The organism is Pseudomonas violetae, from assembly GCF_023072615.1.
GTDB classification, from domain to species: domain Bacteria; phylum Pseudomonadota; class Gammaproteobacteria; order Pseudomonadales; family Pseudomonadaceae; genus Aquipseudomonas; species Aquipseudomonas violetae.
The window spans coordinates 168,844-195,588 of record NZ_JAKNRW010000003.1 but is presented as its reverse complement, the minus strand read 5'-3'; the positions used below and the strand labels follow the sequence as shown (position 1 = coordinate 195,588).

24 protein-coding genes are annotated in these 26,745 nt (G+C 60.1%); 10 read left to right on the top strand and 14 right to left on the bottom strand.

Annotation, left to right across the window (positions count from 1 at the left end; all coding sequences use genetic code 11):
- Window positions 1–59: 59 nt before the first annotated feature.
- Window positions 60–947: an acyl-CoA dehydrogenase middle domain-containing protein gene (locus L9059_RS05220; RefSeq protein ID WP_247288825.1), complete on the bottom strand. Its 888-nt coding sequence runs from the start codon at window positions 945–947 to the stop codon at window positions 60–62.
- Between the two features lie 154 nt (window positions 948–1,101).
- On the opposite strand from L9059_RS05220, the gene olsB reads away from it, so the two are divergent.
- A complete protein-coding gene (gene olsB, locus L9059_RS05215) occupies window positions 1,102–1,857 on the top strand; it encodes an L-ornithine N(alpha)-acyltransferase (RefSeq protein WP_247288823.1) in 756 nt (251 codons plus the stop codon).
- On the top strand, window positions 1,857–2,648 hold the full coding sequence (locus L9059_RS05210; RefSeq protein WP_247288821.1) for a lysophospholipid acyltransferase family protein: 792 nt from the start codon (window positions 1,857–1,859) through the stop codon (window positions 2,646–2,648). The genes olsB and L9059_RS05210 overlap by 1 nt, the downstream gene beginning before the upstream one ends.
- Window positions 2,649–2,772: 124 nt before the next feature.
- Here L9059_RS05210 and L9059_RS05205 read toward each other — a convergent pair whose 3' ends face one another.
- The gene (locus tag L9059_RS05205) at window positions 2,773–3,351 is read right to left on the bottom strand and encodes an acyl carrier protein phosphodiesterase (protein WP_247288812.1); all 579 of its coding nucleotides are present in this window, start codon (window positions 3,349–3,351) and stop codon (window positions 2,773–2,775) included.
- A 172-nt stretch (window positions 3,352–3,523) separates the two neighbouring features.
- Between L9059_RS05205 and L9059_RS05200 the strand changes: the two genes are divergently transcribed.
- The 4 genes from L9059_RS05200 (at window position 3,524) to L9059_RS05185 (ending at window position 7,000) form a co-directional block, all read left to right on the top strand.
- Window positions 3,524–3,826, top strand: coding sequence for an ArsR/SmtB family transcription factor (locus L9059_RS05200; protein WP_122837770.1), 303 nt, complete (start codon window positions 3,524–3,526; stop codon window positions 3,824–3,826).
- A gap of 33 nt (window positions 3,827–3,859) precedes the next feature.
- Window positions 3,860–5,026 (top strand): MFS transporter, encoded by a 1,167-nt coding sequence (locus tag L9059_RS05195; protein ID WP_247288810.1) that lies wholly within the window; start codon window positions 3,860–3,862, stop codon window positions 5,024–5,026.
- Between the two features lie 22 nt (window positions 5,027–5,048).
- Window positions 5,049–6,098 (top strand): alkene reductase, encoded by a 1,050-nt coding sequence (locus tag L9059_RS05190; protein ID WP_247288801.1) that lies wholly within the window; start codon window positions 5,049–5,051, stop codon window positions 6,096–6,098.
- Window positions 6,099–6,247: 149 nt separating this feature from the next.
- A complete protein-coding gene (locus L9059_RS05185) occupies window positions 6,248–7,000 on the top strand; it encodes a hypothetical protein (protein ID WP_247288799.1) in 753 nt (250 codons plus the stop codon).
- A 176-nt stretch (window positions 7,001–7,176) separates the two neighbouring features.
- Here L9059_RS05185 and emhR read toward each other — a convergent pair whose 3' ends face one another.
- Window positions 7,177–7,824, bottom strand: a complete 648-nt coding sequence (emhR, locus tag L9059_RS05180) for an efflux system transcriptional repressor EmhR (RefSeq protein WP_247288797.1) — start codon at window positions 7,822–7,824, stop codon at window positions 7,177–7,179.
- 264 nt (window positions 7,825–8,088) lie between these two features.
- Between emhR and emhA the strand changes: the two genes are divergently transcribed.
- The 4 genes from emhA (at window position 8,089) to L9059_RS05160 (ending at window position 15,495) form a co-directional block, all read left to right on the top strand.
- Window positions 8,089–9,246: an efflux RND transporter periplasmic adaptor subunit EmhA gene (emhA, locus tag L9059_RS05175; protein ID WP_247288795.1), complete on the top strand. Its 1,158-nt coding sequence runs from the start codon at window positions 8,089–8,091 to the stop codon at window positions 9,244–9,246.
- A gap of 3 nt (window positions 9,247–9,249) precedes the next feature.
- On the top strand, window positions 9,250–12,414 hold the full coding sequence (emhB, locus tag L9059_RS05170) for an efflux RND transporter permease subunit EmhB (RefSeq protein ID WP_247288793.1): 3,165 nt from the start codon (window positions 9,250–9,252) through the stop codon (window positions 12,412–12,414).
- Window positions 12,411–13,871, top strand: a complete 1,461-nt coding sequence (gene emhC, locus L9059_RS05165) for an efflux RND transporter outer membrane subunit EmhC (protein WP_247288791.1) — start codon at window positions 12,411–12,413, stop codon at window positions 13,869–13,871. Before emhB ends, emhC begins: the two co-directional genes overlap by 4 nt.
- Window positions 13,872–14,235: 364 nt before the next feature.
- Window positions 14,236–15,495, top strand: a complete 1,260-nt coding sequence (locus L9059_RS05160; protein WP_247288789.1) for an OprD family porin — start codon at window positions 14,236–14,238, stop codon at window positions 15,493–15,495.
- 65 nt (window positions 15,496–15,560) lie between these two features.
- Here L9059_RS05160 and pcaC read toward each other — a convergent pair whose 3' ends face one another.
- From pcaC to pcaR, 11 genes are all read right to left on the bottom strand, one after another.
- Complete coding sequence (gene pcaC, locus L9059_RS05155; protein ID WP_247288787.1) at window positions 15,561–15,953, bottom strand: 4-carboxymuconolactone decarboxylase; 393 nt, start codon at window positions 15,951–15,953, stop codon at window positions 15,561–15,563.
- 10 nt (window positions 15,954–15,963) lie between these two features.
- Window positions 15,964–16,755 carry a 3-oxoadipate enol-lactonase gene (gene pcaD / locus L9059_RS05150; protein ID WP_247288785.1) on the bottom strand — a complete coding sequence of 264 codons (792 nt, stop codon included), beginning with the start codon at window positions 16,753–16,755 and terminating at the stop codon, window positions 15,964–15,966.
- Between the two features lie 11 nt (window positions 16,756–16,766).
- Entirely contained in the window at window positions 16,767–18,131 is a 1,365-nt protein-coding gene (locus L9059_RS05145) for a 3-carboxy-cis,cis-muconate cycloisomerase (protein WP_247288783.1), read from the bottom strand.
- A gap of 45 nt (window positions 18,132–18,176) precedes the next feature.
- Window positions 18,177–19,481, bottom strand: a complete 1,305-nt coding sequence (locus L9059_RS05140; RefSeq protein ID WP_247288782.1) for an MFS family transporter — start codon at window positions 19,479–19,481, stop codon at window positions 18,177–18,179.
- A gap of 126 nt (window positions 19,482–19,607) precedes the next feature.
- Window positions 19,608–20,174, bottom strand: coding sequence for a protocatechuate 3,4-dioxygenase subunit alpha (gene pcaG / locus L9059_RS05135; protein ID WP_247288780.1), 567 nt, complete (start codon window positions 20,172–20,174; stop codon window positions 19,608–19,610).
- A gap of 1 nt (window position 20,175) precedes the next feature.
- The gene (gene pcaH / locus L9059_RS05130) at window positions 20,176–20,880 is read right to left on the bottom strand and encodes a protocatechuate 3,4-dioxygenase subunit beta (protein WP_247288778.1); all 705 of its coding nucleotides are present in this window, start codon (window positions 20,878–20,880) and stop codon (window positions 20,176–20,178) included.
- 20 nt (window positions 20,881–20,900) lie between these two features.
- Window positions 20,901–22,109 (bottom strand): 3-oxoadipyl-CoA thiolase, encoded by a 1,209-nt coding sequence (pcaF, locus tag L9059_RS05125; RefSeq protein ID WP_247289454.1) that lies wholly within the window; start codon window positions 22,107–22,109, stop codon window positions 20,901–20,903.
- Window positions 22,106–22,885 (bottom strand): CoA-transferase subunit beta, encoded by a 780-nt coding sequence (locus L9059_RS05120; protein WP_247288776.1) that lies wholly within the window; start codon window positions 22,883–22,885, stop codon window positions 22,106–22,108. Before L9059_RS05120 ends, pcaF begins: the two co-directional genes overlap by 4 nt.
- Window positions 22,885–23,742 carry a CoA transferase subunit A gene (locus L9059_RS05115; protein WP_247288775.1) on the bottom strand — a complete coding sequence of 286 codons (858 nt, stop codon included), beginning with the start codon at window positions 23,740–23,742 and terminating at the stop codon, window positions 22,885–22,887. The genes L9059_RS05120 and L9059_RS05115 overlap by 1 nt, the downstream gene beginning before the upstream one ends.
- Window positions 23,743–24,001: 259 nt before the next feature.
- Window positions 24,002–25,348 (bottom strand): 4-hydroxybenzoate transporter PcaK, encoded by a 1,347-nt coding sequence (gene pcaK, locus L9059_RS05110; RefSeq protein ID WP_247288773.1) that lies wholly within the window; start codon window positions 25,346–25,348, stop codon window positions 24,002–24,004.
- Window positions 25,349–25,488: 140 nt separating this feature from the next.
- Window positions 25,489–26,331 (bottom strand): pca regulon transcriptional regulator PcaR, encoded by an 843-nt coding sequence (gene pcaR, locus L9059_RS05105; RefSeq protein WP_247288771.1) that lies wholly within the window; start codon window positions 26,329–26,331, stop codon window positions 25,489–25,491.
- Between the last annotated feature and the right edge of the window lie 414 nt (window positions 26,332–26,745).

Sequence of the window (26,745 nt, the reverse complement as noted above, 5' to 3'; positions counted from 1 at the left end):
GTGAGCCTAGCCAAGGTTGATGACAGTTTTGGAGTATGCGTAAATCGAAACGGGGCCACTCAATCCAATGCAAATCCTGCCAACGCCTTCGCCAACCGTTTGCCCCGCGCCACCGCCGCCAGCCCCATCACCGTTTGATCGCGCTGCCACATCGCCGCCCAATGCTGCGGCCCCTCCGCCAGCGCCAGATCAATCTCGCCTTTGAGTCCGTCGAACTGGGCGAACAAACCACCCAGTAACACATGCCCCGCCGGATTGTCAGGCGCTTGCCGGCTGACTTGCGCACATCCGGCGAGCAAAGCCAGCAAACGCAACTGCAGAGTTTGCGGCCAGTCACTGTCCTGTCCGATACCGTACAGCCACGCCGTCATTGCGCTCAGCACATAGATATCTTCCAGAGTGCGGAACGGTTTGACGTAAGCGTCCCAGCCATCCCCCGCCAGTAATTCGCATGGAGCTTCTTCCAGGAACAGCCGGCAGTGGCTGATCTCCGGCATCAACGGGATCGACGGCAACGGTTCGAGGCGCACGCCGGGCTCGCCGGGATACACCACCGCCAGGCTCAGGCGAGGCTCTTCGCCGGGCTGCTCGCTGCGAGCGGCGACCAGTAGCCATTCAGCGGCATTACCCGCAGTAACGAAATCCTTGCGTCCGCTCAGGCGTAGATCGCCCAGGCGAGTCTGCATGTCCGCCACCCGCAGGCTGCGCTGCTCGGTCGCACACATGGCGCCCAGGCTTAGTGGCGCGCTTGGCCAGAGCATGCGCAACGCGGCCTGATACCCCACCAGAAACGCCAGCCCGGGCGTCGCCATCAACCGTCCGCCGACAACCGCCAGTTCGAACGGCGTGACGCTCCCCAGTTGCTGCAACAGATTGGCAAACCCGTCTGCCGGGTCTGGACTGGCGGGCACGCGATCACAACGTTTCAGCAGGTTCTGCCAAGGCATGGAAGGCTCCTCAAAGGCTGTCATACAAGCATCACCAAAGCTTCATGGCGATGACACCGGGGTTACATAGCCTGACTTTGCACAACACGGCTCCATAAAGAAAGTCGATCGACTGCCACCCAAGACCGGTGACCAGCCCGCACGGAGATTCGCCATGACTCAGATCGCCCGCATCCGCGACACCGGCAATGAACGCCGCCTGCAAGCCGAACGCCTGGTAGGCGCCAACGCGTTGCAGGAAGCCCAGGCGTTGCGCTTCAACGTGTTCAGCGGCGAATTCAACGCCAAGCTCAAAGGCGCGGAGCGGGGTCTGGACATGGATGACTACGACGCTCACTGCGCCCACATCGGGGTGCGTGACCTGAACACCGGGCGCCTGGTGGCAACTACCCGCTTACTCGACCACCAAGCCGCGAGCAGCCTGGGCAAGTTCTACAGCGAAGAAGAATTCAGCCTGCACGGTCTGGTCCACCTGCAGGGCCCGATCCTGGAAATCGGTCGCACCTGCGTCGATCCCGCCTATCGCAACGGCGGCACCATCGCCGTGCTCTGGGGTGAACTGGCCGAAGTGTTGAACCAGGGCGGCTACAGCTACCTGATGGGCTGCGCGAGCATCCCGATGCAGGATGGCGGAATTCAGGCCCACGCGATCATGCAACGCCTGCGCGAACGCTACCTGTGCACCGAACACCTGCGCGCCGAGCCGAAAAAGCCGCTGCCGGCACTGGCCATCCCCTCCAACGTCATCGCCGAAATGCCACCGCTGCTCAAGGCCTACATGCGCCTGGGCGCGAAGATTTGCGGCGAGCCCTGCTGGGATGAAGACTTCCAAGTGGCCGACGTATTTATCCTGCTCAAGCGCGATGAGCTCTGCCCACGTTACGCCAAGCACTTCAAGGCGGCCATGTGATGAGCCGGTTACGGGTGTACGCGCGGATTGCGCGAGTGCTGGTAGTGGTCACGCTGGGGTTGAGCATGGCGGGTATGTTCGGGTTATTCGAGCGCCTGGGCATTGCTCATTCCATGACTCGCCGCCAGCGCTGGTCGCGTTTCTTCATGGCGCGGCTGGCCAATGCCTTGCCCTTTCGCGTGACAGTCCACGGCGAACTGCCCCAGCAGCCGATGCTCTGGGTCAGCAACCACGTGTCCTGGACCGACATTCCGCTGTTGGGTATGCTCACGCCGCTGTCATTTCTGTCCAAGGCCGAAGTGCGCACCTGGCCGGTGGCTGGTTGGTTGGCTGCCAAGGCCGGCAGCCTGTTCATCCGTCGAGGTTCGGGCGACAGCCAGTTGATCCGCAAGCAGATGACTCGTCATTTGCAGCAGGCACATCCCCTGCTGATGTTTCCCGAAGGCACCACCACCGATGGCCGCTCGTTACGTACCTTCCACGGTCGCCTGCTGTCAGCGGCGATTGATTCGCAGGTGAAGCTGCAACCGGTGGCGATTCGTTATTTGCGTGAGGGAGAGCTGGATTCGCTGGCGCCTTTTATCGGCGATGATGACTTGCTGTCGCATCTGATGCGTTTGTTCGGCAATGATCGCGGTGATGTGGAAGTTCATCTGCTTAAGCCGATCGCCTGCGAAGGCCGCGAGCGCGCCGCGCTGGCGTTTGATGCGCAGCAGGCGGTGCAGAAAGCATTGTTTGGGGCGGTACCGGAACAGCAGCACAGGCCGATGCGCCCTGCTATCGCTGCCTGACACAATTCCCCGGAAAAAAGCAGATCCTCTGTGGGAGCACAGTCTGCTCGCGATAGCGGTGTATCCGTCGACACTTAAGTTGGATGACAGACCGAAATCGCGAGCAGGCTCGCTCCCACAGGGTCTATTTTGCTGGATGGTTCTGCGCAAAGAGCTGAAGTTGAGGGTAGAACAACCGGAAATCCTCGCTCAACGGCTCATACAGCATCCGCAACTCCTGCATCGCCCCGGCGAGTTCCTCTGGCCGGGTCAGCCGCCGCGAAATCCCTCGCAGTACCTGTTCCAGCACTTCGAACTGCCGATAAGACCCCAGCCAATCATTAGCCACCATGTGCGGCGCAACCCTGGCCAGGCGTTCCGGCAATTGCCGCTCACTGGACAGCACCCGATACACATCCGAGGTGAACCGCTCCAGCGGCTGCTCGGCATACAGTGCCCAGTCCCGCGCCAGGCAGTGATCGAAAAACACATCGAGCACGATCCCGGCATAACGCCGGCGAGTCAGGGAAAAACGCGACAACGAAACGTCTACCAACGGATGCCGATCGGTGAACACGTCAATGCTGCGATGCAGCTGGATAGCCGCCTCGACTTCCGGATCAAACTGCCCCTGTAGCCGCCCTTTGACGAAGTCGCCATACAGGCTGCCGAGCAATTGACCGGGGCGCTGGCCACCGAGGTGCAGATGTGCGAGATAATTCATGTCGAGCAGCTTAGCACTGCACACTCGAATCGTTACAGCCAATGTATCGTTACAACCCGATATACCGAATTACGCGGCCGTCAGACCCAATTCGTATTTGTATATCGCGAAATAACGATTTAAAGTTCGGTTCATCGCGATATAGCGTTTTATTCATCACGAGCCCAATACCATGCCTATCAATCTCGACGAAATAATAAAAGCCCTGGCACACCCAGTCCGGCGAGAAATCCTGCACTGGTTGAAAGACCCGACTGTCGAATTCCCCGACCAGACCCACAGCAACGAACACGGAGTCTGCGCCGGACAGATCGATCAACGTTGCGGCCTGTCGCAGTCCACCGTCTCCGCACACCTGGCGACCCTGCAGCGCGCCGGCCTGATCAGCAGCCGCAAGGTTGGTCAATGGCACTTTTTCAAACGCAACGAGGAAACCATCCAGGAATTTCTCAGCACCTTCAGTAAAGAGCTCTGACCCTTTCAGTCAGCCAGCCAACAAGGAATCAACATGCCCCTCTCGCTCCTCATCTTGGCCTTGAGCGCCTTCGCCATCGGCACCACCGAGTTCGTCATCATGGGCCTGTTGCCAGATGTGGCGGTCGATCTCGGGGTGTCGATTCCTGGCGCCGGCTGGCTGGTGACGGGTTACGCACTGGGCGTGGCCATCGGTGCGCCATTCATGGCACTGGCCACCGCCAAATTGCCGCGCAAGGCCGCCCTGGTAGCGTTGATGGGCATTTTTATCATCGGCAATCTACTTTGCGCACTGGCCAGTGACTACAACGTGCTGATGTTCGCCCGTGTAGTGACCGCGCTGTGCCACGGCGCCTTCTTCGGCATCGGTTCGGTGGTGGCGGCAGGCCTGGTCCCGGCCAACAAGCGCGCCTCCGCCGTGGCCCTGATGTTCACCGGGCTGACCCTTGCCAACGTCCTCGGTGTGCCGCTGGGCACCGCCCTCGGGCAGGAAGCCGGCTGGCGCTCGACCTTCTGGGCAGTGACCGTGATTGGCGTGATCGCGCTGATCGGGCTGATTCGCTTCCTGCCCGCCAAGCGTGACGAAGAGAAACTCGACATGCGCGCCGAAATGCGAGCACTCAAGGGCGCCGGCATATGGCTGTCCCTGAGCATGACCGCACTGTTTTCCGCCTCGATGTTCACCTTGTTCACCTATGTCGCGCCGCTGCTCGGCGACGTCACCGGCGTCTCGCCCAACGGCGTCACCTGGACCCTGCTGCTGATTGGCCTGGGCCTGACCGTGGGCAACATCATCGGCGGCAAGCTGGCGGACAAGCGACTGGCGGCGACCCTGATTGGCGTCTTCATCTCGATGGCCGTGGTCTCGACCGTATTGACCTGGACCAGCGTCGCGCTGATCCCCACCGAAATCACCCTGTTTCTCTGGGCCACCGCATCGTTCGCCGCCGTCCCGGCGCTGCAGATCAACGTGGTGACCTTCGGCAAGGCCGCACCAAACCTGGTGTCGACCCTGAACATCGGCGCGTTCAACGTCGGCAATGCGCTGGGCGCCTGGGTCGGCGGCAGCGTCATCGCCCACGGCTTCGGCCTGACTCGCGTGCCACTGGCGGCTGCGGCCCTTGCGGTGCTCGCCCTGCTGGTGACCCTGATTACTTTCCGCCAGAACGGCAATGCCGAACTGGCCCCTGCTACCCACTGATCTCCCACGAGGCCTGTATTTCATGACGACTATTTTCGATCCGATCAAACTGGGCGACGTCGAACTCGCCAACCGCATCATCATGGCGCCATTGACCCGCTGCCGCGCCGACGAAGGCCGGGTGCCGAATGCGTTGATGGCCGAGTACTACGTACAACGGGCCTCGGCTGGCCTGATCCTCAGCGAGGCCACCTCGGTCACGCCGATGGGCGTCGGCTACCCGGACACCCCGGGAATCTGGTCCAACGACCAAGTGCGCGGCTGGAGCAACGTGACCAAGGCCATTCACGGCGCAGGTGGCAAGATCTTCCTGCAACTTTGGCACGTTGGCCGGATCTCCCACGAGTCGTACCTGAACGGTGAACGCCCAGTGGCACCCAGCGCCATTCAACCAAAGGGCCACGTCAGCCTGGTGCGCCCGCTGGCCGACTACCCGACCCCACGTGCCCTGGAAACCGCTGAAATCGCCGACATCGTCGACGCCTACCGCACCGGTGCCGAAAACGCCAAGGCCGCCGGCTTCGACGGAGTGGAAATTCACGGCGCCAACGGTTACCTGCTCGACCAGTTCCTGCAGAGCAGCACCAACCAGCGCACCGACAACTACGGCGGCTCCCTGGAAAACCGTGCGCGCCTGTTACTGGAGGTGACCGATGCCGCGATCGAAGTCTGGGGCGCGGGCCGTGTGGGTGTGCACCTGGCACCCCGCGCCGACTCCCACGATATGGGCGATGACAACCTGGCTGAAACCTTCACCTACGTTGCTCGCGAGCTGGGAAAACGCGGCATCGCGTTCATCTGCTCACGGGAAAAAGAAGGCGCCGACAGCCTCGGCCCACAACTAAGAGAAGCCTTCGGCGGCCCGTACATTGCCAACGAACGTTTCACCAAGGACAGCGCCAACGCCTGGCTGGCAGCCGGCAAGGCTGACGCAGTGGCCTTCGGCGTGCCGTTCATTGCCAACCCGGACCTGCCAGCGCGCCTGAAGGCGGATGCGCCCTTGAATGAGCCGCGTCCGGAACTGTTTTATGCCAAGGGGCCTGTGGGTTATATCGACTACCCAGTGATGTAATAATGTTTTAAATGCAAAAAGCCCCGGCCCGAAAACGCCGGGGTTTTTTCGTCAAGGTTACGCAATAAAAAAACACATACCTACAACGCGCACTCTTTAAACTGCTGATACCGTCGAACACTCCAATGAACTAAAGAGTACTCGACATCATGGACGAAACCAAAAACGACGAAAACTCCGAAGACCAGGAGGTCTACGAAGTCATTAAAGATGTCACCATCAAGAAAAACGTTTATGACCAGTTAAGTGGCATTGCCACGATGACAGGCTTGGGCCCACTCGTAAACTTGTTGAGCAGTGCTGCGAGCACACTGTTCACTCAGAAAGAACAGGAAAGGATGTGGAAAAACTTCAAAGAGGCTAATGAGAAAGAACAGGCACGACTCGCTGAACACCGAAAACTGCGAGAGGAGCTGGAAGAGGTGATGCGCAAGAGCTTGAGGGAGGAGGCGCGGACCTGGGCGTCTATTCGACCTGTCGCCTCCCACACCAGCGTACTGTTTTTTATCTACAACAGCACAAATGAAACATTCAAGATTGACTATTCCAGCTGGGACAGTAATCGCCAATCTGCGAAAGAGTATGAAATAGGCCCCCTGCAATATCTGTCGTTCACCCTACGCAGCGCAATACCGCAACGCCACCCCGACCGGAAAGTCCGGGTATCCAGCAAAGTGAATCACGGTTTCACTTACCGCAGCGCAAAGTTTGCTTTCGACTTCTCAACACAGCTGTACATAAGACACCATTATATTAATGGGCCCTCGGTCATCAGGGAGCACAGTCTACGATCGGTAGGCAGGTACCGATTGAACTGCGAATACGAGCTCAAACGCAGCATGGCTGGAAGCCCTTATAGCTACAGCATGGCCATTTATATAGATAACCCAAACCCCGGGTAGCCTGGAAAAATGGATTTTCCCCACATCGGTCGGGTCACGACACAAAATTCCTACAAAAAAATCAGACCTGCGGCTGTCATCCCGGAGCGCATCCGATTATAAAAGCCACCGTTACCCACAGCCAACGCGGGCGAAGAGTCGTCTTCGCCCGCTTCTATTGACACAACAAGATCCAATTACGCACTTTGTTTCAATTTGCGCAGGCTGGGGCTGAAGCGCAGCATGTCCAACCCTGTATCGGCCCAGCGCTCGGCCTCGGCATGCAGCTCAAAGCTGTCCGGAGCCAGCAGCCACTGATACAGGATGCCATCGATGTAGGCATGCAGGCTGATGGCTGCACGGACGGTGTCGAGGTCTTCCGGCAATTGCCCACGGTTCACTGCGTTACGCAACGCGAGGCCGATCCGCACATTGCAGTCCAGGCTGGCGGCCTGACGCTGCTGACGCAGGTCACACATTTCATCGGTGAATTCGCACTTATGAAACAGGATCTCATTGAGGCGCCGGGTTTTCGGGTCCAGGGCAATCTGATGAAACAAATGAATCAGCAGCTGGCGCATGCAGCCCAGGGGGTCGAGTTCCTCTTCGCTCTCGCTGGCCCTGGCCATGTCATCCAGTGGCTCGTGCAAGGTATCGAGCATCGCCTGTACCACATCGGCCTTGTTACTGAAATGCCAGTAGATGGCGCCGCGAGTGACGCCGGCCAGGGTCGCGATGTCGGCCAGGGTCGTGCGCGCCACACCCCGCTCGTAGAAGGCTTTTTCAGCCGCTTCGAGTATCTGGCTACGGGTTTCCTGGGCTTCCTCTTTGGTACGACGGACCATGGCAGTACAACCTCAATCAGGATGCTTCAGCGATCTGAATATCCGCTGAATAAAAGTGCAGCGAGCGCTCTTGGGACTCGTCTGCGGCCTACAATTCAAACCTTTGCGGGGTATTTGTAACGGGATGAGTACACAGCAAAAGGTATTTACAAACAACCATGAACGTAAGTATATTCCTTAGCAAGCTACTTATCCACTCAGCGCACATTTTTTACCTTTCACACTTTCTAGTGCGCACCTAGCGCGCCTGACCCGAGGATTTTCATGCAATTCAAGCCAGCTGTTACCGCTCTGGTCACTGCCGTCGCCCTTGCATCGCTGCTCAGCGGATGTAAAAAGGAAGAGGCGGCCCCCGCCGCACCACCCCCTCAGGTCGGCGTCGTGACGCTGCAGACACAATCCTTTACCTTGACTTCCGAGCTCCCGGGCCGGACCAGTGCGTTCCGCATCGCAGAGGTTCGTCCACAGGTCAACGGCATCATTCTCAAGCGCCTGTTCAAGGAAGGCGGCGACGTCAAGGCCGGCCAGCAGCTGTATCAGATCGATCCAGCCGTCTATGAAGCAACGCTGAAAAGTGCCGAAGCCAATCTGCAGCAGACCAAGTCTATTTCCGATCGCTACAAGCAACTGGTCGACGAGCAGGCTGTGAGCCGTCAGGAATACGACACGGCGCTGGCTAACCGCCTGCAGTCGGAAGCGACCTTGCAAGCCGCCCAGATCAATGTGCGCTACACCAAAGTCTACGCGCCTATCACCGGCCGAATCGGTCGCTCCAATGTGACCGAAGGCGCCCTGGTCACCAACGGCCAGACCGACGCCATGGCCGTTATCCAGCAACTTGACCCCATCTATGTTGACGTGACCCAGTCGTCCGTGGAGCTGCTGGAGTTGCGCCGCGAACTGGAAAGCGGGCGCCTGCAAAAGGCCGGTGATACCGCTGCGGCGGTCAAGCTGACCCTTGAAGACGGCAGCCAGTACAAGCTGGATGGCAAGCTCGAGTTCTCCGAAGTCTCGGTCGACCAGACCACCGGCTCCGTGACCTTGCGTGCCGTGTTCCCGAACCCTGACCACACCCTGCTGCCAGGCATGTTTGTGCACGCCCAGCTGCAGGCCGGTGTGAACAGCGCAGCGATCCTGGCCCCCCAGCAAGGCGTGACTCGCGACCTCAAAGGCGCGCCGACCGCACTGGTCGTCGGCCCGGACAACAAGGTCGAGCTGCGCCAGCTCAAGGCCAGTCGCACCGTGGGCAGCCAGTGGCTGATCGAAGACGGCCTGAAGGCTGGCGATCGACTGATCACTGAAGGGCTGCAATTCGTCAAACCTGGCGTCGAAGTAAAAGCCAGTGAAGCGACTAATGTAGGCACCAAGAACCCGGTCCCCGCACAGGCAGCTGACAAGGCCTCCAGCGGCAAAGGGGAGTAACTCATGTCGAAATTTTTTATCGACCGTCCGATTTTCGCTTGGGTAATTGCCCTGGTGATCATGCTGGTCGGGGCTCTATCGATCCTCAAACTGCCGATCAACCAATACCCGAGCATTGCCCCTCCGGCGATCGCCATCTCCGTGGCCTACCCAGGTGCGTCCGCGCAAACCGTGCAGGACACCGTGGTCCAGGTGATCGAGCAACAGCTCAACGGTATCGATAACCTGCGTTATGTATCCTCGGAAAGTAACTCCGACGGCAGCATGACCATTACCGCGACCTTCGAGCAGGGCACAAACTCCGATACCGCGCAGGTCCAGGTGCAGAACAAGCTGAACCTGGCCACCCCGCTGCTGCCGCAAGAAGTGCAGCAACAGGGAATCCGCGTGACCAAGGCGGTCAAAAACTTCCTGTTGGTGATCGGTGTGGTGTCGCGCGACGGCAGCATGACCAAGGACGACCTGTCTAACTATATCGTGTCGAACATGCAGGATCCGATCTCGCGGACCGCCGGTGTCGGTGACTTCCAGGTCTTCGGTTCCCAGTATGCGATGCGGGTCTGGCTCGATCCGGCCAAGTTGAATAACTTCAGCCTGACCCCAGTGGACGTGAAGGCCGCCATCGCGGCGCAGAACGTCCAGGTGTCCTCTGGCCAACTGGGCGGCTTGCCAGCTGCGCCTGACCAGCAGTTGAACGCGACCATCATCGGCAAAACCCGCCTGCAGACCGCCGAGCAATTCAACAAGATCTTGCTCAAGGTCAACCAGGACGGTTCCCAAGTGCGCCTGTCCGATGTCGCCACTGTCGGCCTCGGCGGTGAAAACTACAGCATCAACGCCCAGTTCAACGGCGCGCCGGCCTCCGGCCTGGCGGTGAAACTCGCCAACGGTGCCAACGCTCTGGACACCGCAAAGGCACTGCGCAACACCATCGATACGCTCAAGCCTTTCTTCCCCCAAGGAATGGAAGTGGTGTTCCCGTACGACACGACCCCGGTGGTGACCGAATCGATCAAGGGTGTGGTTGAAACCCTGGTCGAAGCAATTGTGCTGGTGTTCCTGGTAATGTTCCTGTTCCTGCAGAATTTCCGCGCCACCGTCATCACTACAATGACTGTGCCGGTGGTACTGCTGGGTACTTTCGGGATTCTCGCGGCGTTCGGTTTCAGCATCAACACCCTGACCATGTTCGGCATGGTGCTGGCCATCGGCTTGCTGGTGGACGATGCCATCGTCGTGGTGGAAAACGTCGAACGGGTCATGAGTGAAGAAGGCCTGTCACCCAAGGAGGCCACCAAGAAATCCATGGGGCAGATCCAGGGTGCACTGGTCGGTATCGCCCTGGTGCTCTCTGCGGTACTGCTGCCGATGGCGTTCTTCAGCGGCTCTACCGGGGTGATCTACAAGCAGTTCTCGATCACTATTGTATCGGCCATGGCCCTGTCGGTACTGGTCGCCCTGATTTTCACTCCGGCGCTTTGCGCAACCATGCTCAAGGCAATTCCGAAAGGCGAGCACGGCACTCCGAAACGCGGCTTCTTTGGCTGGTTCAACCGCAGCTTCGACCGCGGCGTCAAAAGCTACGAGCGCGGCGTTGGCAACATGCTCACGCACAAGGCCCCGTACCTGCTGGCCTACGTCATCATCGTAGTCGGCATGATCTGGTTGTTCACCCGCATTCCCACGGCGTTCCTTCCGGAAGAAGACCAGGGCGTACTTTTCGCCCAAGTGCAGACCCCGGCCGGCTCCAGCGCCCAGCGGACCCAGGTGGTGATCGACGAAATGCGCGAATTCCTGCTGCGTCCGACCCAGGACGGCGGTGAAGGCGATGCGGTGGCCTCGGTGTTTACCGTGAACGGCTTCAACTTCGCCGGACGGGGCCAGAGTTCGGGCATGGCCTTTATCATGCTTAAACCCTGGGACCAGCGTAACGCCGATAACAGCGTATTCAACCTGGCCGCTCGGGCCCAAAAGCACTTCTTCTCGTTCCGTGATGCCATGGTGTTCGCGTTCGCGCCACCCGCGGTACTGGAGTTGGGCAACGCTACGGGCTTCGACGTATTCCTCCAGGACCGTGCCGGTATCGGTCACGAAAAACTGATGGAAGCGCGCAACCAGTTCCTCGGCATGGCAGCGCAGAGCAAAGTGCTGTCGCAGGTGCGTCCTAACGGCCTGAACGACGAACCGCAATACCAGTTGGAAATCGATGACGAGAAGGCCAGGGCCCTGGGCCTCACGCTCAGCGACATCAACTCCACCCTATCGATTGCCTTGGGCAGTAGCTACGTCAACGACTTCATCGACCGCGGTCGGGTGAAGAAGGTGTACGTGCAAGGCCAGCCCGATTCGCGAATGAGCCCGGAAGACATCAAGAAATGGTTCGTGCGTAACGCCGAAGGAACCATGGTGCCCTTCTCGGCCTTCGCCAAGGGTCAGTGGATCTACGGCGCACCCAAGCTGTCGCGATACAACGGTGTAGAGGCGATGGAGATTCTCGGAGCCCCAGCCCCCGGTTACTCCACCGGTGAGGCCATGGCCGAAGTCGAAGCACTGGCCAAGAAACTGCCGGCGGGTGTGGGTATTTCCTGGACCGGACTGTCGTACGAGGAACGCCTGTCCGGCTCGCAGGCTCCGGCGCTATACGCGTTGTCGCTGCTGATGGTGTTCCTGTGTCTGGCAGCGCTGTACGAAAGCTGGTCGATTCCGATTGCGGTAATGCTGGTGGTACCTTTGGGGATCATCGGGGCACTGCTGGCGACCAGCCTGCGTGGCCTGTCCAACGACGTTTACTTCCAGGTGGGCCTGTTGACGACTATCGGCCTGGCGGCGAAAAACGCCATCCTGATCGTCGAGTTCGCCAAGGAACTGCACGAGCAGGGCAAGAGCCTGCGCGAGGCAGCGATCGAAGCCTGCCGCATGCGTCTGCGCCCGATCATCATGACCTCGCTGGCCTTCGTCCTGGGCGTGGTGCCCCTGGCGATTTCCACCGGTGCCGGTTCGGGTAGCCAGCATGCAATCGGTACGGGCGTTATTGGCGGTATGATCACGGCCACAGTCCTGGCAATCTTCTGGGTCCCACTGTTCTTCGTTACCGTGTCGTCCATTGGTCAGCGGAAAAAAACCGACCAGGATGACACCACTGAAACTCCTAAAGAGGCTGGCCAATGAGCAAGTCGCTACTCTCCCTAGCGGTCGCCGCGTTCGTCCTCGGTGGCTGCTCGCTGATACCCGATTATCAGCAGCCTGAAGCACCGGTGGCGAGCCAGTATCCGCAAGGACCGGCATATTCGCCGGCCCAGGCGCCTGGTCAGGCCGCGGCAGAACAGGGCTGGAAGCAGTTTTTCCATGACCCGGTCCTGCAACAGCTGATCCAGGTGGCCCTGGAAAACAACCGTGACCTGCGAGTCGCCGCGTTGAACATCGACGCCTTTGCCGCGCAGTACCGCATCCAGCGTGCGGACCTGTTCCCGGCGGTGTCGGCGAACGGCACTGGCAGCCGCCAGCGTGTTCCAGCCAACGCTTCGCAAACCGGCGAGGCAGGGATCACCAGTTCCTACTCCGCTACCGTCGGCATCAGCGCTTATGAACTCGACCTGTTTGGTCGGGTTCGCAGCCTGAGCGAAGAAGCCCTGCAACAGTACTTCGCCACAGAAGAAGGTCGTCGCAGCACGCAGATCAGCCTGGTGGCCAACGTGGCCAACGCCTACCTCACTTGGCAAGCCGACAAGGAACTGCTCAAGCTGACCCAGGACACCCTCGGTGCGTTCGAGGAGAGCTATAAGCTCACCTCGCGCAGCAACGAAGTGGGCGTAGCCTCGGCACTGGACCTGGCCCAGTCGCGCACCTCGGTGGAAAACGCCCGGGCGCAACGGGCCAAGTACACCCGCCTGGTCGCCCAGGATGAAAACAGCCTGGTGCTGCTGCTCGGTACCGGGCTCCCGGCGAACCTGAAGCCCACGCGGCCTCTGGCTGACGACTTGCTGAGTGATGTACCGCCGGGCCTGCCGTCGGACTTGCTGCAACGGCGCCCGGATATCCTCCAGGCCGAGCGCAACCTCAAAGCCGCCAATGCCAACATTGGCGCCGCACGGGCGGCGTTCTTCCCCAGCATCAGCCTGACCGCCAACGCCGGATCCCTGAGCCCGGACCTGTCCGGCCTGTTCAAGGGGGGCTCGGGCACCTGGTTGTTCCAGCCGCAGATCAACCTGCCGATTTTCAACGCCGGCAGCCTGCGTGCCAGCCTGGATTATTCGAAAATCCAGAAAGACATCGGCGTGGCGAACTACGAGAAGTCCATTCAAACGGCCTTCCAGGAAGTCGCCGACGGCCTGGCCGCACGCCAGACCTACACCCAACAGTTGCAAGCACAGCGTGATTTCGTCACCGCCAACCAAGACTACTACCGTCTGGCTGAGCGTCGTTATCGCATTGGCGTCGACAGCAACCTGACCTTCCTCGATGCCCAGCGTCAGTTGTTCAGTGCCCAACAGGTGCTGATCACTGACCGTCTCGCGCAGTTGGTCAGCGCGGTGAATCTGTACAAGGCACTGGGTGGTGGCTGGAATGCGCAAACTGCGCAGAACGAGCCGGTAAAGGAAGAAGCGCCGAAGCTGAAGTTGTTCTGATAGCGCTTGTTGCAACATCGAAGCCCACCTTATAGGTGGGCTTTTTATTAGGGCTCAGGATCAGAAGGTCGCAGCCTTCGGCAGCTCCTACCGGCACAGATTCCTGTAACTGCCACAGGCTGCGATCTTTTGATCTTATGGTTCGATAATCGCCCAAAACTCTCTATCACCGATTGAACCATCTAGTACATTCCCCGCACCATTCGCCTCACAACACCAATAACCTCCAGGTTCGACCATGTCCCACCGCCCTACCCTGTCCGGCTGATTCCGTTCCGCTACCCCCCCATTTGCATCTTCAACTGCAGCCTCAAGCTGCGGCATCCCCCCGTTGCATCCCAAAGAATTAGAGAGACCCGAGCCCATGACGCCTTCCACTGCGCAATACTTGTTCCCCAGCCTGGTCGCCGTCGCCCTGGCCGCAACGGCTAGCACCGCGACCGCCGAGGAAGCGGGTTTCGTCGAAGGCGCCAAGGTCAACCTGAACCTGCGCAATTTCTACATCAACCGCAACTTCACCAACCCGACCAAAGCGCAGGGTAAGGCTGAAGAGTGGACGCAGAGCTTCATCCTGGATGCCAGGTCCGGGTTCACCCAAGGTACCGTCGGGTTTGGCATGGATGTGCTGGGGGGTTACTCGGTAAAGCTCGACGGCGGCAAGGGTTCCGGTGGGACACAGTTGTTGCCGCTGGATCACAACGGCCGTCCGGCTGACAACTTCGGTCGCACCAATGTGGCGTTCAAGGCGAAGCTGGCGCAAACCGAAGTGAAGGTCGGCGAATGGATGCCGGTGCTGCCGATCCTGCGCTCGGACGACGGCCGATCTCTTCCCCAAACCTTTCGTGGCGGCCAGATCACTTCCAGGGAGCTGGCCGGACTTACGCTGTACGGCGGCCAGTTCCGCGCCAATAGCCCGCGGGACGACAGCAGCATGAGCGACCTGTCGATGACCGGGAAGCCGGCCTTTACTTCGGATAGATTCAACTTCCAGGGCGGCGAATATGTTTTCAACGATAAACGCACCCAGCTGGCGCTGTGGAACGCCGAGTTGAAGGACATCTACAGCCAGCAGTTCGTCAATGTGATCCATAGCCAGCCCCTCGGCGACTGGACCCTGGGCGCCAACCTCGGCTTTTTCTACGGTAAAGACGATGGCAGGGCTCGCGCCGGCGAGCTGGAGAACAAGACCTGGTCCGGCCTGCTCTCGGCGAAATATGGCGGCAATACCTTCTACGTTGGCCTGCAGAAACTCACCGGTGACAGTCCCTGGATGCGGGTCAACGGCACCAGCGGCGGTACGTTGGCCAACGACAGCTACAACTCGAGCTACGACAATGCCCAGGAAAAATCCTGGCAATTGCGCCACGACTACAACTTCGTCGCCATCGGTGTTCCCGGGCTGACTTTGATGAACCGCTACATCAGGGGCAGCAACGTTCACACCGGTACGATAACGGATGGCAAGGAATGGGGGCGCGAAAGCGAACTGGGCTACACCGTGCAGAGCGGTGCGCTGAAGGATCTGAACGTCAAATGGCGTAACTCAAGCATGCGCCGGGACTACAGCAATAATGAGTTCGATGAAAACCGGGTGATCGTCAGCTACCCGATCAGCCTGTTGTAAGCCTCACTATCGTCATCGCGGGCTTGCCCGCGATGACGTCAGTTCAGGCAACAAAAATCACCAAATCACGCCCGGGATTCAACGCCCAGTTCATCCCACACCGACTCCGCCAGGTGGAAGGTCGCGTTCGCGGCCGGGATGCCGCAGTAGATCGCGCTCTGCATGATCACTTCCTTGATCTCGCCACGGCTTACGCCGTTATTGGCCGCTGCTCGCAGGTGCAGCTTGAGTTCTTCATTGCGGTTCATGCCAATCAGCATCGCGATGGTGATCAGGCTGCGGGTGTGCCGCGGCAGGCCTGGGCGGGTCCAGATGTCGCCCCAGGCATGGCGCGTGATCATTTCCTGGAACTCCGAGTTGAACTCGGTCAGGGCATTGAGGCTGCGATCGACATGGGCGTCGCCGAGGACCGCGCGGCGAACTTTCAGGCCCTCGTCGTAACGTTGTTGTTCGTCCACGACATTCCCCTTAGTGAGCTGACAGGAACGCCACGACGCGCTCGCTGAACGCAGCGCCGGCCTGAACGTTGGACAGGTGTGCGGCATGGAACTCCGCGTACTCGGCGCCCGCCACGTGTTCCTGGATGAAGTGGCTACCCGCTGGCGGCGTGACCGCATCTTCAGTGCCTGCAATCACCAGCAGTGGCACCTTGATTGAGGCCAGTTGATCACGGAAGTCGGCATCGCGCACCGCTGCGCAATTAGCGGCATACCCTTCAGGCGAAGTGGCCGCGAGCATGTCGGTGATGTGGCTGGCGACCGCTGGATTGGTGGCGGCAAAGTCCGGGGTAAACCAGCGCGCAATCGACGCATCCCGCAGGGCGACCATGGCCGCCGCACCATCGCGCAAGACGGTTTCGATGCGTGGGTTCCACACCGACGGGTCACCGATTTTTGCCGAGGTATTGCACACCACCAGCTTGAGCAGGCGATCCCCGGCGTTGATTCCCAGCCATTGGCCGATCAAGCCGCCCATGGACAAGCCACAGAAATGCGCGCGCTCAATGTGTAAGGCATCAAGCAGCGCCAGGACGTCGCGCCCCAGTTGCTCGATGCTGTACGGCCCCGGCGTCACCAGGGACTTCCCGTGGCCGCGGGTATCGAACCGCAGCACCCGGAAATGTTCAGTGAAAGCGGCAATCTGCGCGTCCCACATGTGCAGGTCGGTGCCCAGAGAGTTGGAGAGCACGAGGACCGGCGCATCCAGCGGTCCATCAAGTTGATAATGCAGTTCGCCCTCGGCGAGTTGTACAAAAGCCACAGCAATCTCCTTTAGGCAGTCAATGCAGAATGTTCAGCGACCGCTCGCTCGACCCAGGTTTGGGCCTGGCCGAGGTAGTGGGCAGGGTTCAACAGATGATCGAGTTCAGCGGCGGACAACTCAGCCGTCACTTGCGGCGCTTCGCCGAGGACTGCCCGCAGGTGCCGTTGCTCGGCGACAGCTCGTTTGCAGCATTGCTCCAGCAAATGGTGCGCAGCGTCACGCCCCACACGCTGAGCGAGGACGATGCTCACGGCTTCGGCGAGCACCAGCCCCTGGGTCAGGTCGAGGTTGCGGGCCATGCGTTGGGCGTCCACTTCCAGGCCGTCCGCCACCAGCAGCGCCTGCTTCAGGCTGCCAGACACCAGGCAACAAATCTCTGGCAGGGTTTCCCATTCGGCATGCCACAAGCCAAGGCTGCGTTCGTGTTCTTGCGGCATTGCGCTGAACAGGGTCGAGAGCAGGCCAGGCACCCGCGTAGCCGCGCCGATGAGCACTGCGGCGCCCACCGGATTACGTTTGTGCGGCATGGTCGAAGAGCCGCCTTTGCCGGGTGCCGAGGGTTCGAAAACCTCCCCTGCTTCCGTCTGCATTAGCAAACTGACATCGCGCCCCAGTTTGCCGAGACTGCCGGCGATCAACCCAAGCACGGAGCCGAACTCCACCAGACGATCACGCTGAGTGTGCCAAGGCTGATCCGGCAGGCCCAGTTGCAGCTCTGCCGCCAGCGCTTGCGCAATCGGCAGCGCTTGTTCGCCGAGGGCGGCCAGGGTTCCGGAGGCGCCACCGAATTGCAGCACCAGCAGACGCGGCTTGAGTTCTTGCAGGCGTTGGCGGCTGCGGGTCACCGCCCCCAGCCATCCGGCGATTTTCATGCCCAGCGTGATGGGAGTTGCGTGTTGCAGCCAGGTCCGGCCAGCCAACGGTGTTGCGACGTAACGTTCGGCCTGAGTCGAAAGGGTCGCGCCCAACTGTGCCAGGTCACTTTCAATCAGCTCCAGCGCCCGGCGTAGCTGCAGCACGAGGCCGGTGTCCATCACGTCCTGGCTGGTCGCGCCAAGATGCACATAACGTTCGGCGTCGGCATCCGTCGCCGCGATCTGTTTGCCCAAAGCTTTTACCAGCGGGATAGCCGAATTGCCCGCCGTGGCGATGGCCTCGCCAAGCGCTGCAAAGTCGTAGTGTTCGGCCCGGCAAGCAGCCTCGATCGGCGCCACAGCGGTCTGCGGGATCAAGCCGACTCGCGCCTCGGCCCGAGCCAGTGCCGCTTCGAAGTCGAGCATCGCCTGGACGCGCCCCTGATCGCAGAATACGCCGCGCATATCACGGGCAGTGAAATAGGCATCGAACAACTGATTGCCCGGTCGCTCGTTCATAAACAATCCCTGGAAGCGTGGGCCGTTCAGGCCCACGGGTCAAAATCAAAGGTCGTGGTGCAGGTATTTCGCCTGCTTCGGCAGACGCAGGCTAAACAGGAACGCCACCGCCATCATCACCGTCACGTACCAGTAGAAGGAGTTTTCCATCCCCCCGGCCTTGAGGCTCAGCGCCACATACTCGGCCGAACCACCGAAAATCGCATTCGCCACCGCATACGCCAGACCCACGCCCAAGGCACGCACTTCCGGCGGGAACATCTCGGCTTTCACCAGACCGCTGATGGAGGTGTAGAAACTCACGATCGCCAGTGCCAGGGTAATCAGCACGAACGCCAGAAATGGACTGCTGACACTTTTCAGGCTGAGCAGGATCGGCACGGTGCACAGGGTCCCGAGGGCGCCGAACCAGAGCATCGAATTACGCCGGCCGATTTTGTCCGCGAGCATGCCGAACAGCGGCTGCATGCACATGTAAAAGAAGAGCGCACCGGTCATGATGTAGCTGGCCGTCTTGGCGTGCATGCCGGCAGTGTTCACCAGATATTTCTGCATGTAAGTAGTGAAGGTGTAGAAAATCAGCGAACCACCGGCGGTATAGCCCAGCACAGTGATAAATGCAGCCTTATGATCGCGGAACAGCGCACGGATGCTGCCGGCGTCCTTGTTCTCGCGCATTTCCTTGCTAGAGGTTTCCTTGAGCGAACGGCGCAGGAACAGCGAGATCAACGCGGCCACTGCACCGACCACGAACGGGATCCGCCAGCCATAGGCGCGCAAGTCGTCCTCGGTGAGAAATTGCTGCAGGACCACGACCAGCGACACCGCGAGCAGTTGGCCACCAATCAGCGTCACGTACTGGAACGAGGCGAAGAATCCGCGCTGGCCCTTCAGGGCAACCTCACTCATGTAGGTGGCGGTGGTGCCGTACTCGCCGCCAACCGACAGGCCCTGCAGCAAACGGGCGAACAGCAGCATGATCGGCGCCCAGACGCCAATGTCCTTGTAGGTTGGCAGGCAGGCAATGAGCAAGGAGCCGAAGCACATCATCAGAATCGATATCAGCATCGAATTCTTGCGCCCGTGCTTGTCCGCGACGCGACCGAAGATCCAGCCACCGATGGGACGCATCAGGAACCCGGCAGCGAACACGCCCGCCGTGTTGACCAATTGCACCGTCGGGTTGTCGGACGGAAAAAACGCCGGGGCGAAGTAGATGGCGCAGAAGGCATAGACGTAGAAATCGAACCATTCAACGAGGTTGCCCGACGAAGCACCGACAATGGCGAAGATTCTTTTCTTGCGCTCTTCGCCGGTGTAATGCGCTGTAGTAGCGGTGGGGGTTGTCATTGTTCTTCACTCTTTAGGGACAGTAACAGTCTAGACATACTTTGCAACAGTCCCGTTCCACAGATGCATGAGGCAAGGCCGATCCCGTGCGGGGAACCCGCACTGGGATTGCCATTTGTGCGGTTCTCAATAATCGAAGAACACCGTCTCTGCCTCAGTGCCCTGCAAAATCACATTCCACTGATACACGCCCGCCGCATCCTGCTTCGCCAGCAATGTGCTGCGGCGCTCGGCCGGCACGCACTCCAGCAGCGGATCATCGACGTTCGCCGACTCGCCATCGAAGTAAATCCGTGTCAGCAGATGCTTCACCAGACCCCGCGCGAAAACCAGCACCACCAGATGTGGCGCCTGGGTCGTGCCTTTGAGCCCTGGCACAATACCTGGCTTGATGGTGGTAAAGCGAAAGCGCCCCTCAGCATCCACCGGCACCCGGCCAAACCCTTCGAAGTTCGGGTCCAGGGACTTGGCCTGGTCATCTTCCGGGTGATCGTACTTACCGGCGGCATTGGCCTGCCAGATTTCCAGCATGGCGTCGTTGACGAAGTCACCGTTGCCGTCCACCACCTGGCCGCTGATAGCGACGCGCTGGCCCAGGGTCTGTTCGACGGTCAGGTCTTCACGGTTCAGCCAGGTCAGGCCGATGTGGTAATAGGGCCCGACAGTGTGCGATGTGGTCGCGTTGAGCGTCATCTTATTTCTCCATCGGCGTGGCTTCACGGCCGCGCAAAACGATGTCCCAGCGATAACCGAGGGCATAGGAAGGGATGGTTTTTTCCAGATCGAAACTGGCGATCAAGCGCTCTTTGGCGCGGGTATCCGGTACGCAGTTGTAGATCGGGTCATACGCCAGCAGCGGGTCGCCCGGGAAGTACATCTGGGTGACCAGGCGCGTCAGTATGCTTGGCCCGAACAGCGAGAAATGGATATGCGCAGGGCGCCAGGCATTGTGGTGGTTGCCCCACGGATAAGCACCCGGCTTGATGGTCTGGAACTGGTACCAGCCGTCGGCATCGGTCACGGTGCGACCGGTGCCGGTGAAGTTCGGGTCCAGCGGCGCGTCGTGCAGGTCGCGCGCATGGTTGTAGCGCCCGGCGGCATTGGCCTGCCAGATTTCCACCAGGATACCCGGCACCGGCAGGCCGTCTTCATCCAGCACACGGCCATGGACGATGATGCGCTCACCCTGGGGTTCGCCCGAGTGCTGGGCGGTCAGGTCGTTGTCCTGCTCTTGAATACGCTCGGCACCGATGGTCGGGCCAGTGATTTCCGACAGCGAATGTGGCAAAAATACCAATGGCTGCGACGGCGCACGCAGATTGGTGGATTGATAGGCCGGGTGCAGGTAGGCAGGCTGAGTGCCCTCCTGCGGGCGGCGGTAACCAGGCTTGTCAGTCATTACGTTTTCCTCTGTTCTTGTTAGCTGACGCGTTCAATCGCCAGGGCGAGGCCTTGGCCAACGCCGACACACATGGTCGCCAGGCCTTTGCTGCCGCCGGTTTTTTCCAGTTGATGCAGGGCTGTCAGCACCAGGCGCGCACCGCTCATGCCCAGCGGATGGCCGAGGGCGATGGCGCCGCCGTTCGGATTGACCTGAGGTGCGTCGTCCGCCAGGCCCAGTTCGCGCAGCACCGCCAGACCTTGGCTGGCAAATGCTTCGTTGAGTTCGATCACGTCGAAGTCGCTCACCGCCAGCCCCAGGCGTTCGGTCAACTTGCGCACGGCTGGCACCGGGCCGATGCCCATCACCCGCGGGGCGACACCGGCACTCGACATCCCCAGCACTTTAGCGCGAGGCGTCAGACCGTGTTTTTTCACCGCTGCGGCCGAGGCCAGAATCAATGCCGCAGCCCCGTCGTTGACGCCTGAAGCGTTTCCGGCGGTGACCGTTTTGTCTGCGCCGTTGACCGGTTTGAGTCTGGCCAGGGTTTCCAGTGTGGTGTCACCACGAGGATGCTCGTCCTGGCTGACCACGGTTTCACCCTTCTTGTGGGCAATGCGCACTTCGACGATTTCTTCCGCGAAATAGCCTGCTGCCTGGGCAGCAGCGGTGCGCTGCTGGCTGCGCAGGGCAAATGCGTCCTGGTCTTCGCGGGAGACTTGATAATCGTCGGCAACGTTGTCGGCGGTCTGCGGCATTGCATCCACACCGTACTGGGCTTTCATCAACGGGTTGATGAAACGCCAGCCAATGGTGGTGTCTTCCAGCTTCATGTTGCGCGAGAACGCGGCATCGGCCTTGCCCATCACGAACGGCGCGCGGGACATCGACTCGACTCCGCCGGCAATAGCCAGTTCCATTTCACCGCTGGCGATCGCACGGAACGCGGTGCCGATGGCGTCCATGCCCGAAGCGCAGAGACGGTTGAGCGTAACGCCTGGAATGGATTCCGGCAGCCCGGCCAGCAGCAAAGCCATGCGCGCGACGTTGCGGTTGTCCTCGCCGGCCTGGTTGGCGCAGCCGAGGAACACCTCGTCCACTGCGCTCCAGTCGACTGATGGATTACGCTCCATCAAGGCCTTGATCGGCACTGCGGCCAGATCATCGGCGCGGACTGCCGACAGGCCACCGCCAAACCGGCCGATGGGGGTGCGAATCGCGTCGCAGATATAAACGTCACGCATCAGGCTTCTCCGGGTGCTTGGCCGTGGGCGGCGGCAGTGCGGGCTTCCAGATCCCGCAGCGCCTTGAGTTCGACTTCGGTGGGCTCGGCGGTGTGCTCAACCGTGTCCGCGAAGCGAATGGCCCAGCCGGTGGCAGTGACCACTTGTTCACGGGTCACGCCCGGGTGCAGTGCTGTCACCACGAATTCATGAGTGCCCTCTTCAGGCTCCATGATGCACAGGTCGGTAATGATCCCTACAGGACCGGCGCCCGGAAGGCCCAGGCGTTTACGCGAATCACCGCCTTCACCATGTCCCACCGAGGTAATGAAATCCAGCTTGTCGACAAACGACCGCGACGACTGCTTGAGGATAATCAGTACGCTCTTGGCCGAGCCGGCGATTTCCGGAGCGCCGCCGGCACCCGGCAGGCGGACCTTTGGCGAATGGTAGTCACCGACCACGGTGGTGTTGATGTTGCCGAAGCGGTCGACTTGCGCGGCACCTAGGAACCCGACGTCGATGCGTCCGCCCTGCAGCCAGTAGCGAAAGATCTCACCGGTTGGGACGACAGTGTCAGCGGTTTCCGCCAGCTCACCGTCACCAATCGACAGCGGCAGCACGCTAGGCTTGGCACCGATCGGCCCCGACTCGTAGATCAGCACAACGTCTGGCGAGGATGTCAGGCGCGCCAGGTTGGCGGCTTTCGACGGCAGGCCGATGCCGACGAAACACACCGAACCGTTTTTCAGGCGGCGAGCGGCAGCGACGGTCATCATTTCATTGGTGGTGTAAGTCATTACTTGGCCTCCGAAGCGGCGGCCAGCTTGGCCTGGAACTCGCTGAAGTCAGCGCTACCGTGGATGTACTCGTTGATCCACGCCGTGAAAGTGTCACGGTCGCGGGCGATCTGATCCCAAGCCTGGTAAAAGCGGTTGTCCCGCTCGTTGTACCCGTGGGCGTAGGACGGATGCGCACCGCCTGGTACGTGGCAAACCGCGCTAAGCGCCCAGGTTGGTAACACGCAGGAGTTCATCGGCGCGTTCAGGTCGTCGACGATTTCTTCAACGGTAACGATGCAACGCTTGGCTGCCAGCGCCGCCTCTTTCTGCACGCCAAGAATGCCCCAGAGCAATACGTTGCCCTTGCGATCGGCTTTCTGTGCATGGATCACGGTGATGTCCGGGCGTACCGAAGGCACCGCCGCCAATACTTCGCCAGTGAACGGGCAAGTGACTGTCTTGATCAGGGGATTGACCTTGGGCAGGTCGGAACCGGCGTAGGCACGCAGTACCGCAAAAGGGAGTCCGGAGGCGCCGGCAACGTAGGCGTTGGCCAAGTCGGCATGACTGTGCTCTTCGATTTCCAGTGGATGCGGCCACTGCTTCTCGACGGCGTCACGCAGACGGTGCAGCGAGCCCACACCAGGGTTGCCACCCCAGGAGAAAATCAGCTTGCGCGCGCACCCGGCTCCGATCAATTGATCGTAGACCAGGTCAGGCGTCATCCGCACCAGCGTCAGGTCTTTCTTGCCCTGGCGAATGATTTCGTGACCCGCCGCCGTAGGGATCAGGTGGGTAAAGCCTTCGAGCGCGACGGTATCGCCGTCGTTTACGAATTGCTTCACCGCTTCGTGCAGCGAAAGGATTTCAGCCATGGGGCAGGCTCCCGTTTTGTTATAAACCGACAGTGGATTAAAAGGGCGCGATACGCAGCGCCGGAGTGACTGAAGAGTAAGCCTCACGAATTCGCCAAACAATCCGATAATCGACTAATCGTTCGATTATCGAACATATTGTTGTTGAGCTATCGTTCTGTTTCACCTGCAAAAGAGCGCAAACTTTGGCAGCTCCTACGGTGTACGCGAATTACTGGAGGAACTGCCGAAGGCTGCGATCTTGGTGCGTCAACCCAGATCAGGTCGCATCCGCATGACTGACCATGCCCTTGATCACCACCGCCGCTGTCGCCAGCGCCGCCGGTATCACCAGCGCCGTCAGCACCTGCTCGAAGTTCCAGCCCAGGCCCAGCAACGTCGCGCCCATCCACGCTCCGAGAATCGCCCCGAAGCGGCCAATTCCCAGCATCCAGGAGACGCCCGTCGCCCGCCCCTGCGTCGGGTAAAACCGCGCCGCCAGCGACGGCATGGCCGACTGCGCGCCGTTGACGCACATCCCGGCCACCAGCACTAACGTCGCCAACAGCGTGATGTTGCCCAAGCTCTGCCCAACCGCGTAGGCAAACACCCCGGCCAGCAGGTAGAAAGTGCCGATGACCTTGTGCGGATTGAAACGATCCATCGCCCACCCCACACCCACAGCGCTCAACACCCCGCCAAACTGGAACAGCGCGCCAATGAAGGCCGCCTGTTCCATGCTGGCGCCGCTATCGCGCATCAAGGTCGGTAACCAACTGGTCAGCAGGTAGACAATCACCAGTCCCATGAAATAGGTGAACCACAGCAATAACGTGCCAGTGCTATAGGTGCCGGAGAAAATCACCGCGAACACATTGCGTGCTTTCACGGTTTTCTGCTCCGGCACACTGAAGCTTGCAGCCTGGGCAACAACCACCGGGTCAATAGGCGCCAGGGTCTTGCGCACTTTATCGGTGCCACGATTGCGTACCACCAGATAGCGCGCCGATTCCGGCAGCCAGAACAGCAGGACAACGGCAAGGATCAGTGGCAGGACCCCACCAATGAACAGCAGGCTGTGCCAGCCGAACATGGGAATCAGCTTGGCCGAGATAAACCCGCCGCCCGCCATACCGAGATTGAAACCGCAGAACATGCTGGTCACCAGCAAAGACTTCTTGCGCTCAGGGGTGTACTCCGACAGTAGCGTGGTCGCGTTTGGCATCCCCGCACCCAGTCCCAGGCCGGTGAGGAAACGCAATACCAGTAATTGGTCGACGTTGGTGCTGTAGGCAGACGCGAGGCTGAATGCTCCAAACAGCAGTACCGCACCGACCAGCACGACTTTGCGCCCGAAGCGGTCAGCCAGCGGGCCGGAACCCAATGCGCCGAATACCATGCCGATCAAAGCGGCACTCATGACCGGCCCCAGGCTGGCCCGATCGATCCCCCAATCCTGTGACAGGGCTGGCGCAATGAAACCCATGGCCGCCGTGTCGAGACCATCGAGAAAGACAATCAGGAAACATAGAATCACCACTCGCCATTGGTACCGCGAAATGGGCTGGGCATTGATGAAGGACTGCACGTCGAGGCAGTTGCCTACAGCAGACTGAGGCTGGTTCATTATTTTTATTCCACGCAAAACGCAGTCGAACACCTGCCAGCCTTATGCTGGCGCTGCGGCGACATTAATGATCCAGAGGAAACAGCGTCAATTCGATAAACGCGAGTCTGTGCGTTTATCGAACACTTAGGAAGTTTGCGTCAGGCGAAGAGCTGGCTGCTCAGGTCGCGGCTGGCGCTGAGCAGTCCCGGCAGGAATCGCTGTTCGAGTTCGTTGCGGCTGACTCGACCGGCATGGGTGCTGACATTCAACGCCGCCACGACCTGTCCGGACGCGTCATACACGGGAACGGCAATCGAGCGCAGACCTTGTTCGAGCTCCTGGTCGACTATGCACCAGCCCTGTTGTCGCACCTCTTGCAAACATTCGAGCAATGCTTCGGGGGTGTGCAGGGTACGGCTCGTCTTGGCCTGCAACTCCGCATGATCGAGATACTCGCGCAACGAAGTGTCATCTAGCGCGGCCAACAGAATCCTGCCCATCGAGGTGCAATAGGCGGGAAGCCGCCCGCCCACGGAAAGGTCGACGGAGATCAGCCGTTGGGTGGTAGCCGAGCGAGCGATGTACAAAATGTCATCGCCTTCCAGCGTGGCCATGTTGCAGGCCTCGTGCAGTTGTTCGCTCATGCGGTCCAGGTACGGCTGGGCGGAGACCGCCAGCGGCGTGGACGAAACGTATGCATGGCCGAGCGTCAGGACTTTGGGTAGCAGTGAATAGGTACGGCCGTCAGTGGTGGCGTAGCCGAGCTTGATCAGCGTGTGCAGGCAGCGGCGCACTGCGGCGCGGGGTATTTCAGTGCGGTGGCTGATCTGGGCGATGGTCAGGTGACGCTTGCGCTCCTGGAAGGCCTGCACTACCGCCAGGCCACGGGCCAGCGAGGTCATGAAATCCGGGTCACCGGTCAGTGCCTGGATCCGTTTCGCGGGTGACGCGACTATCGGCGGCGCCACGGAAGCGAAGGAGTTGCGCAATTGATCGTTCATATCAGGTCCTTTTCCCACACGAATCGAGAGCCATTACAAGCCGCTCCGGTACAGCGCACAAGAGACACCAGCCCACACCGGGCGATTATCGAACCATCAGCCGATTATCGCAAACCCGCTGCAGGCCATACGACTGACGAGCCTTGGGAATTTTCCTGGAGCGGAACTCTCGTACAACTAAGGGTTGGCAATTGGCAGCGAACTTGCCGGCCACAATGGCGCCAGAAAGACAGCGTCACAAAATACATACCCTGAACGGCGTAGTTCAGGGTAAAACTTATGTGTCATTAAACAAACTCTGCGCAATATCTTGTTTTAACGGTTTAGAGATAGTGTTCTACGAAACGGCCGCTATAATACAATTCAATGGCGACTCAGCTACTCACCTGCCGAGTCCACCATTCGGTGGCGCAA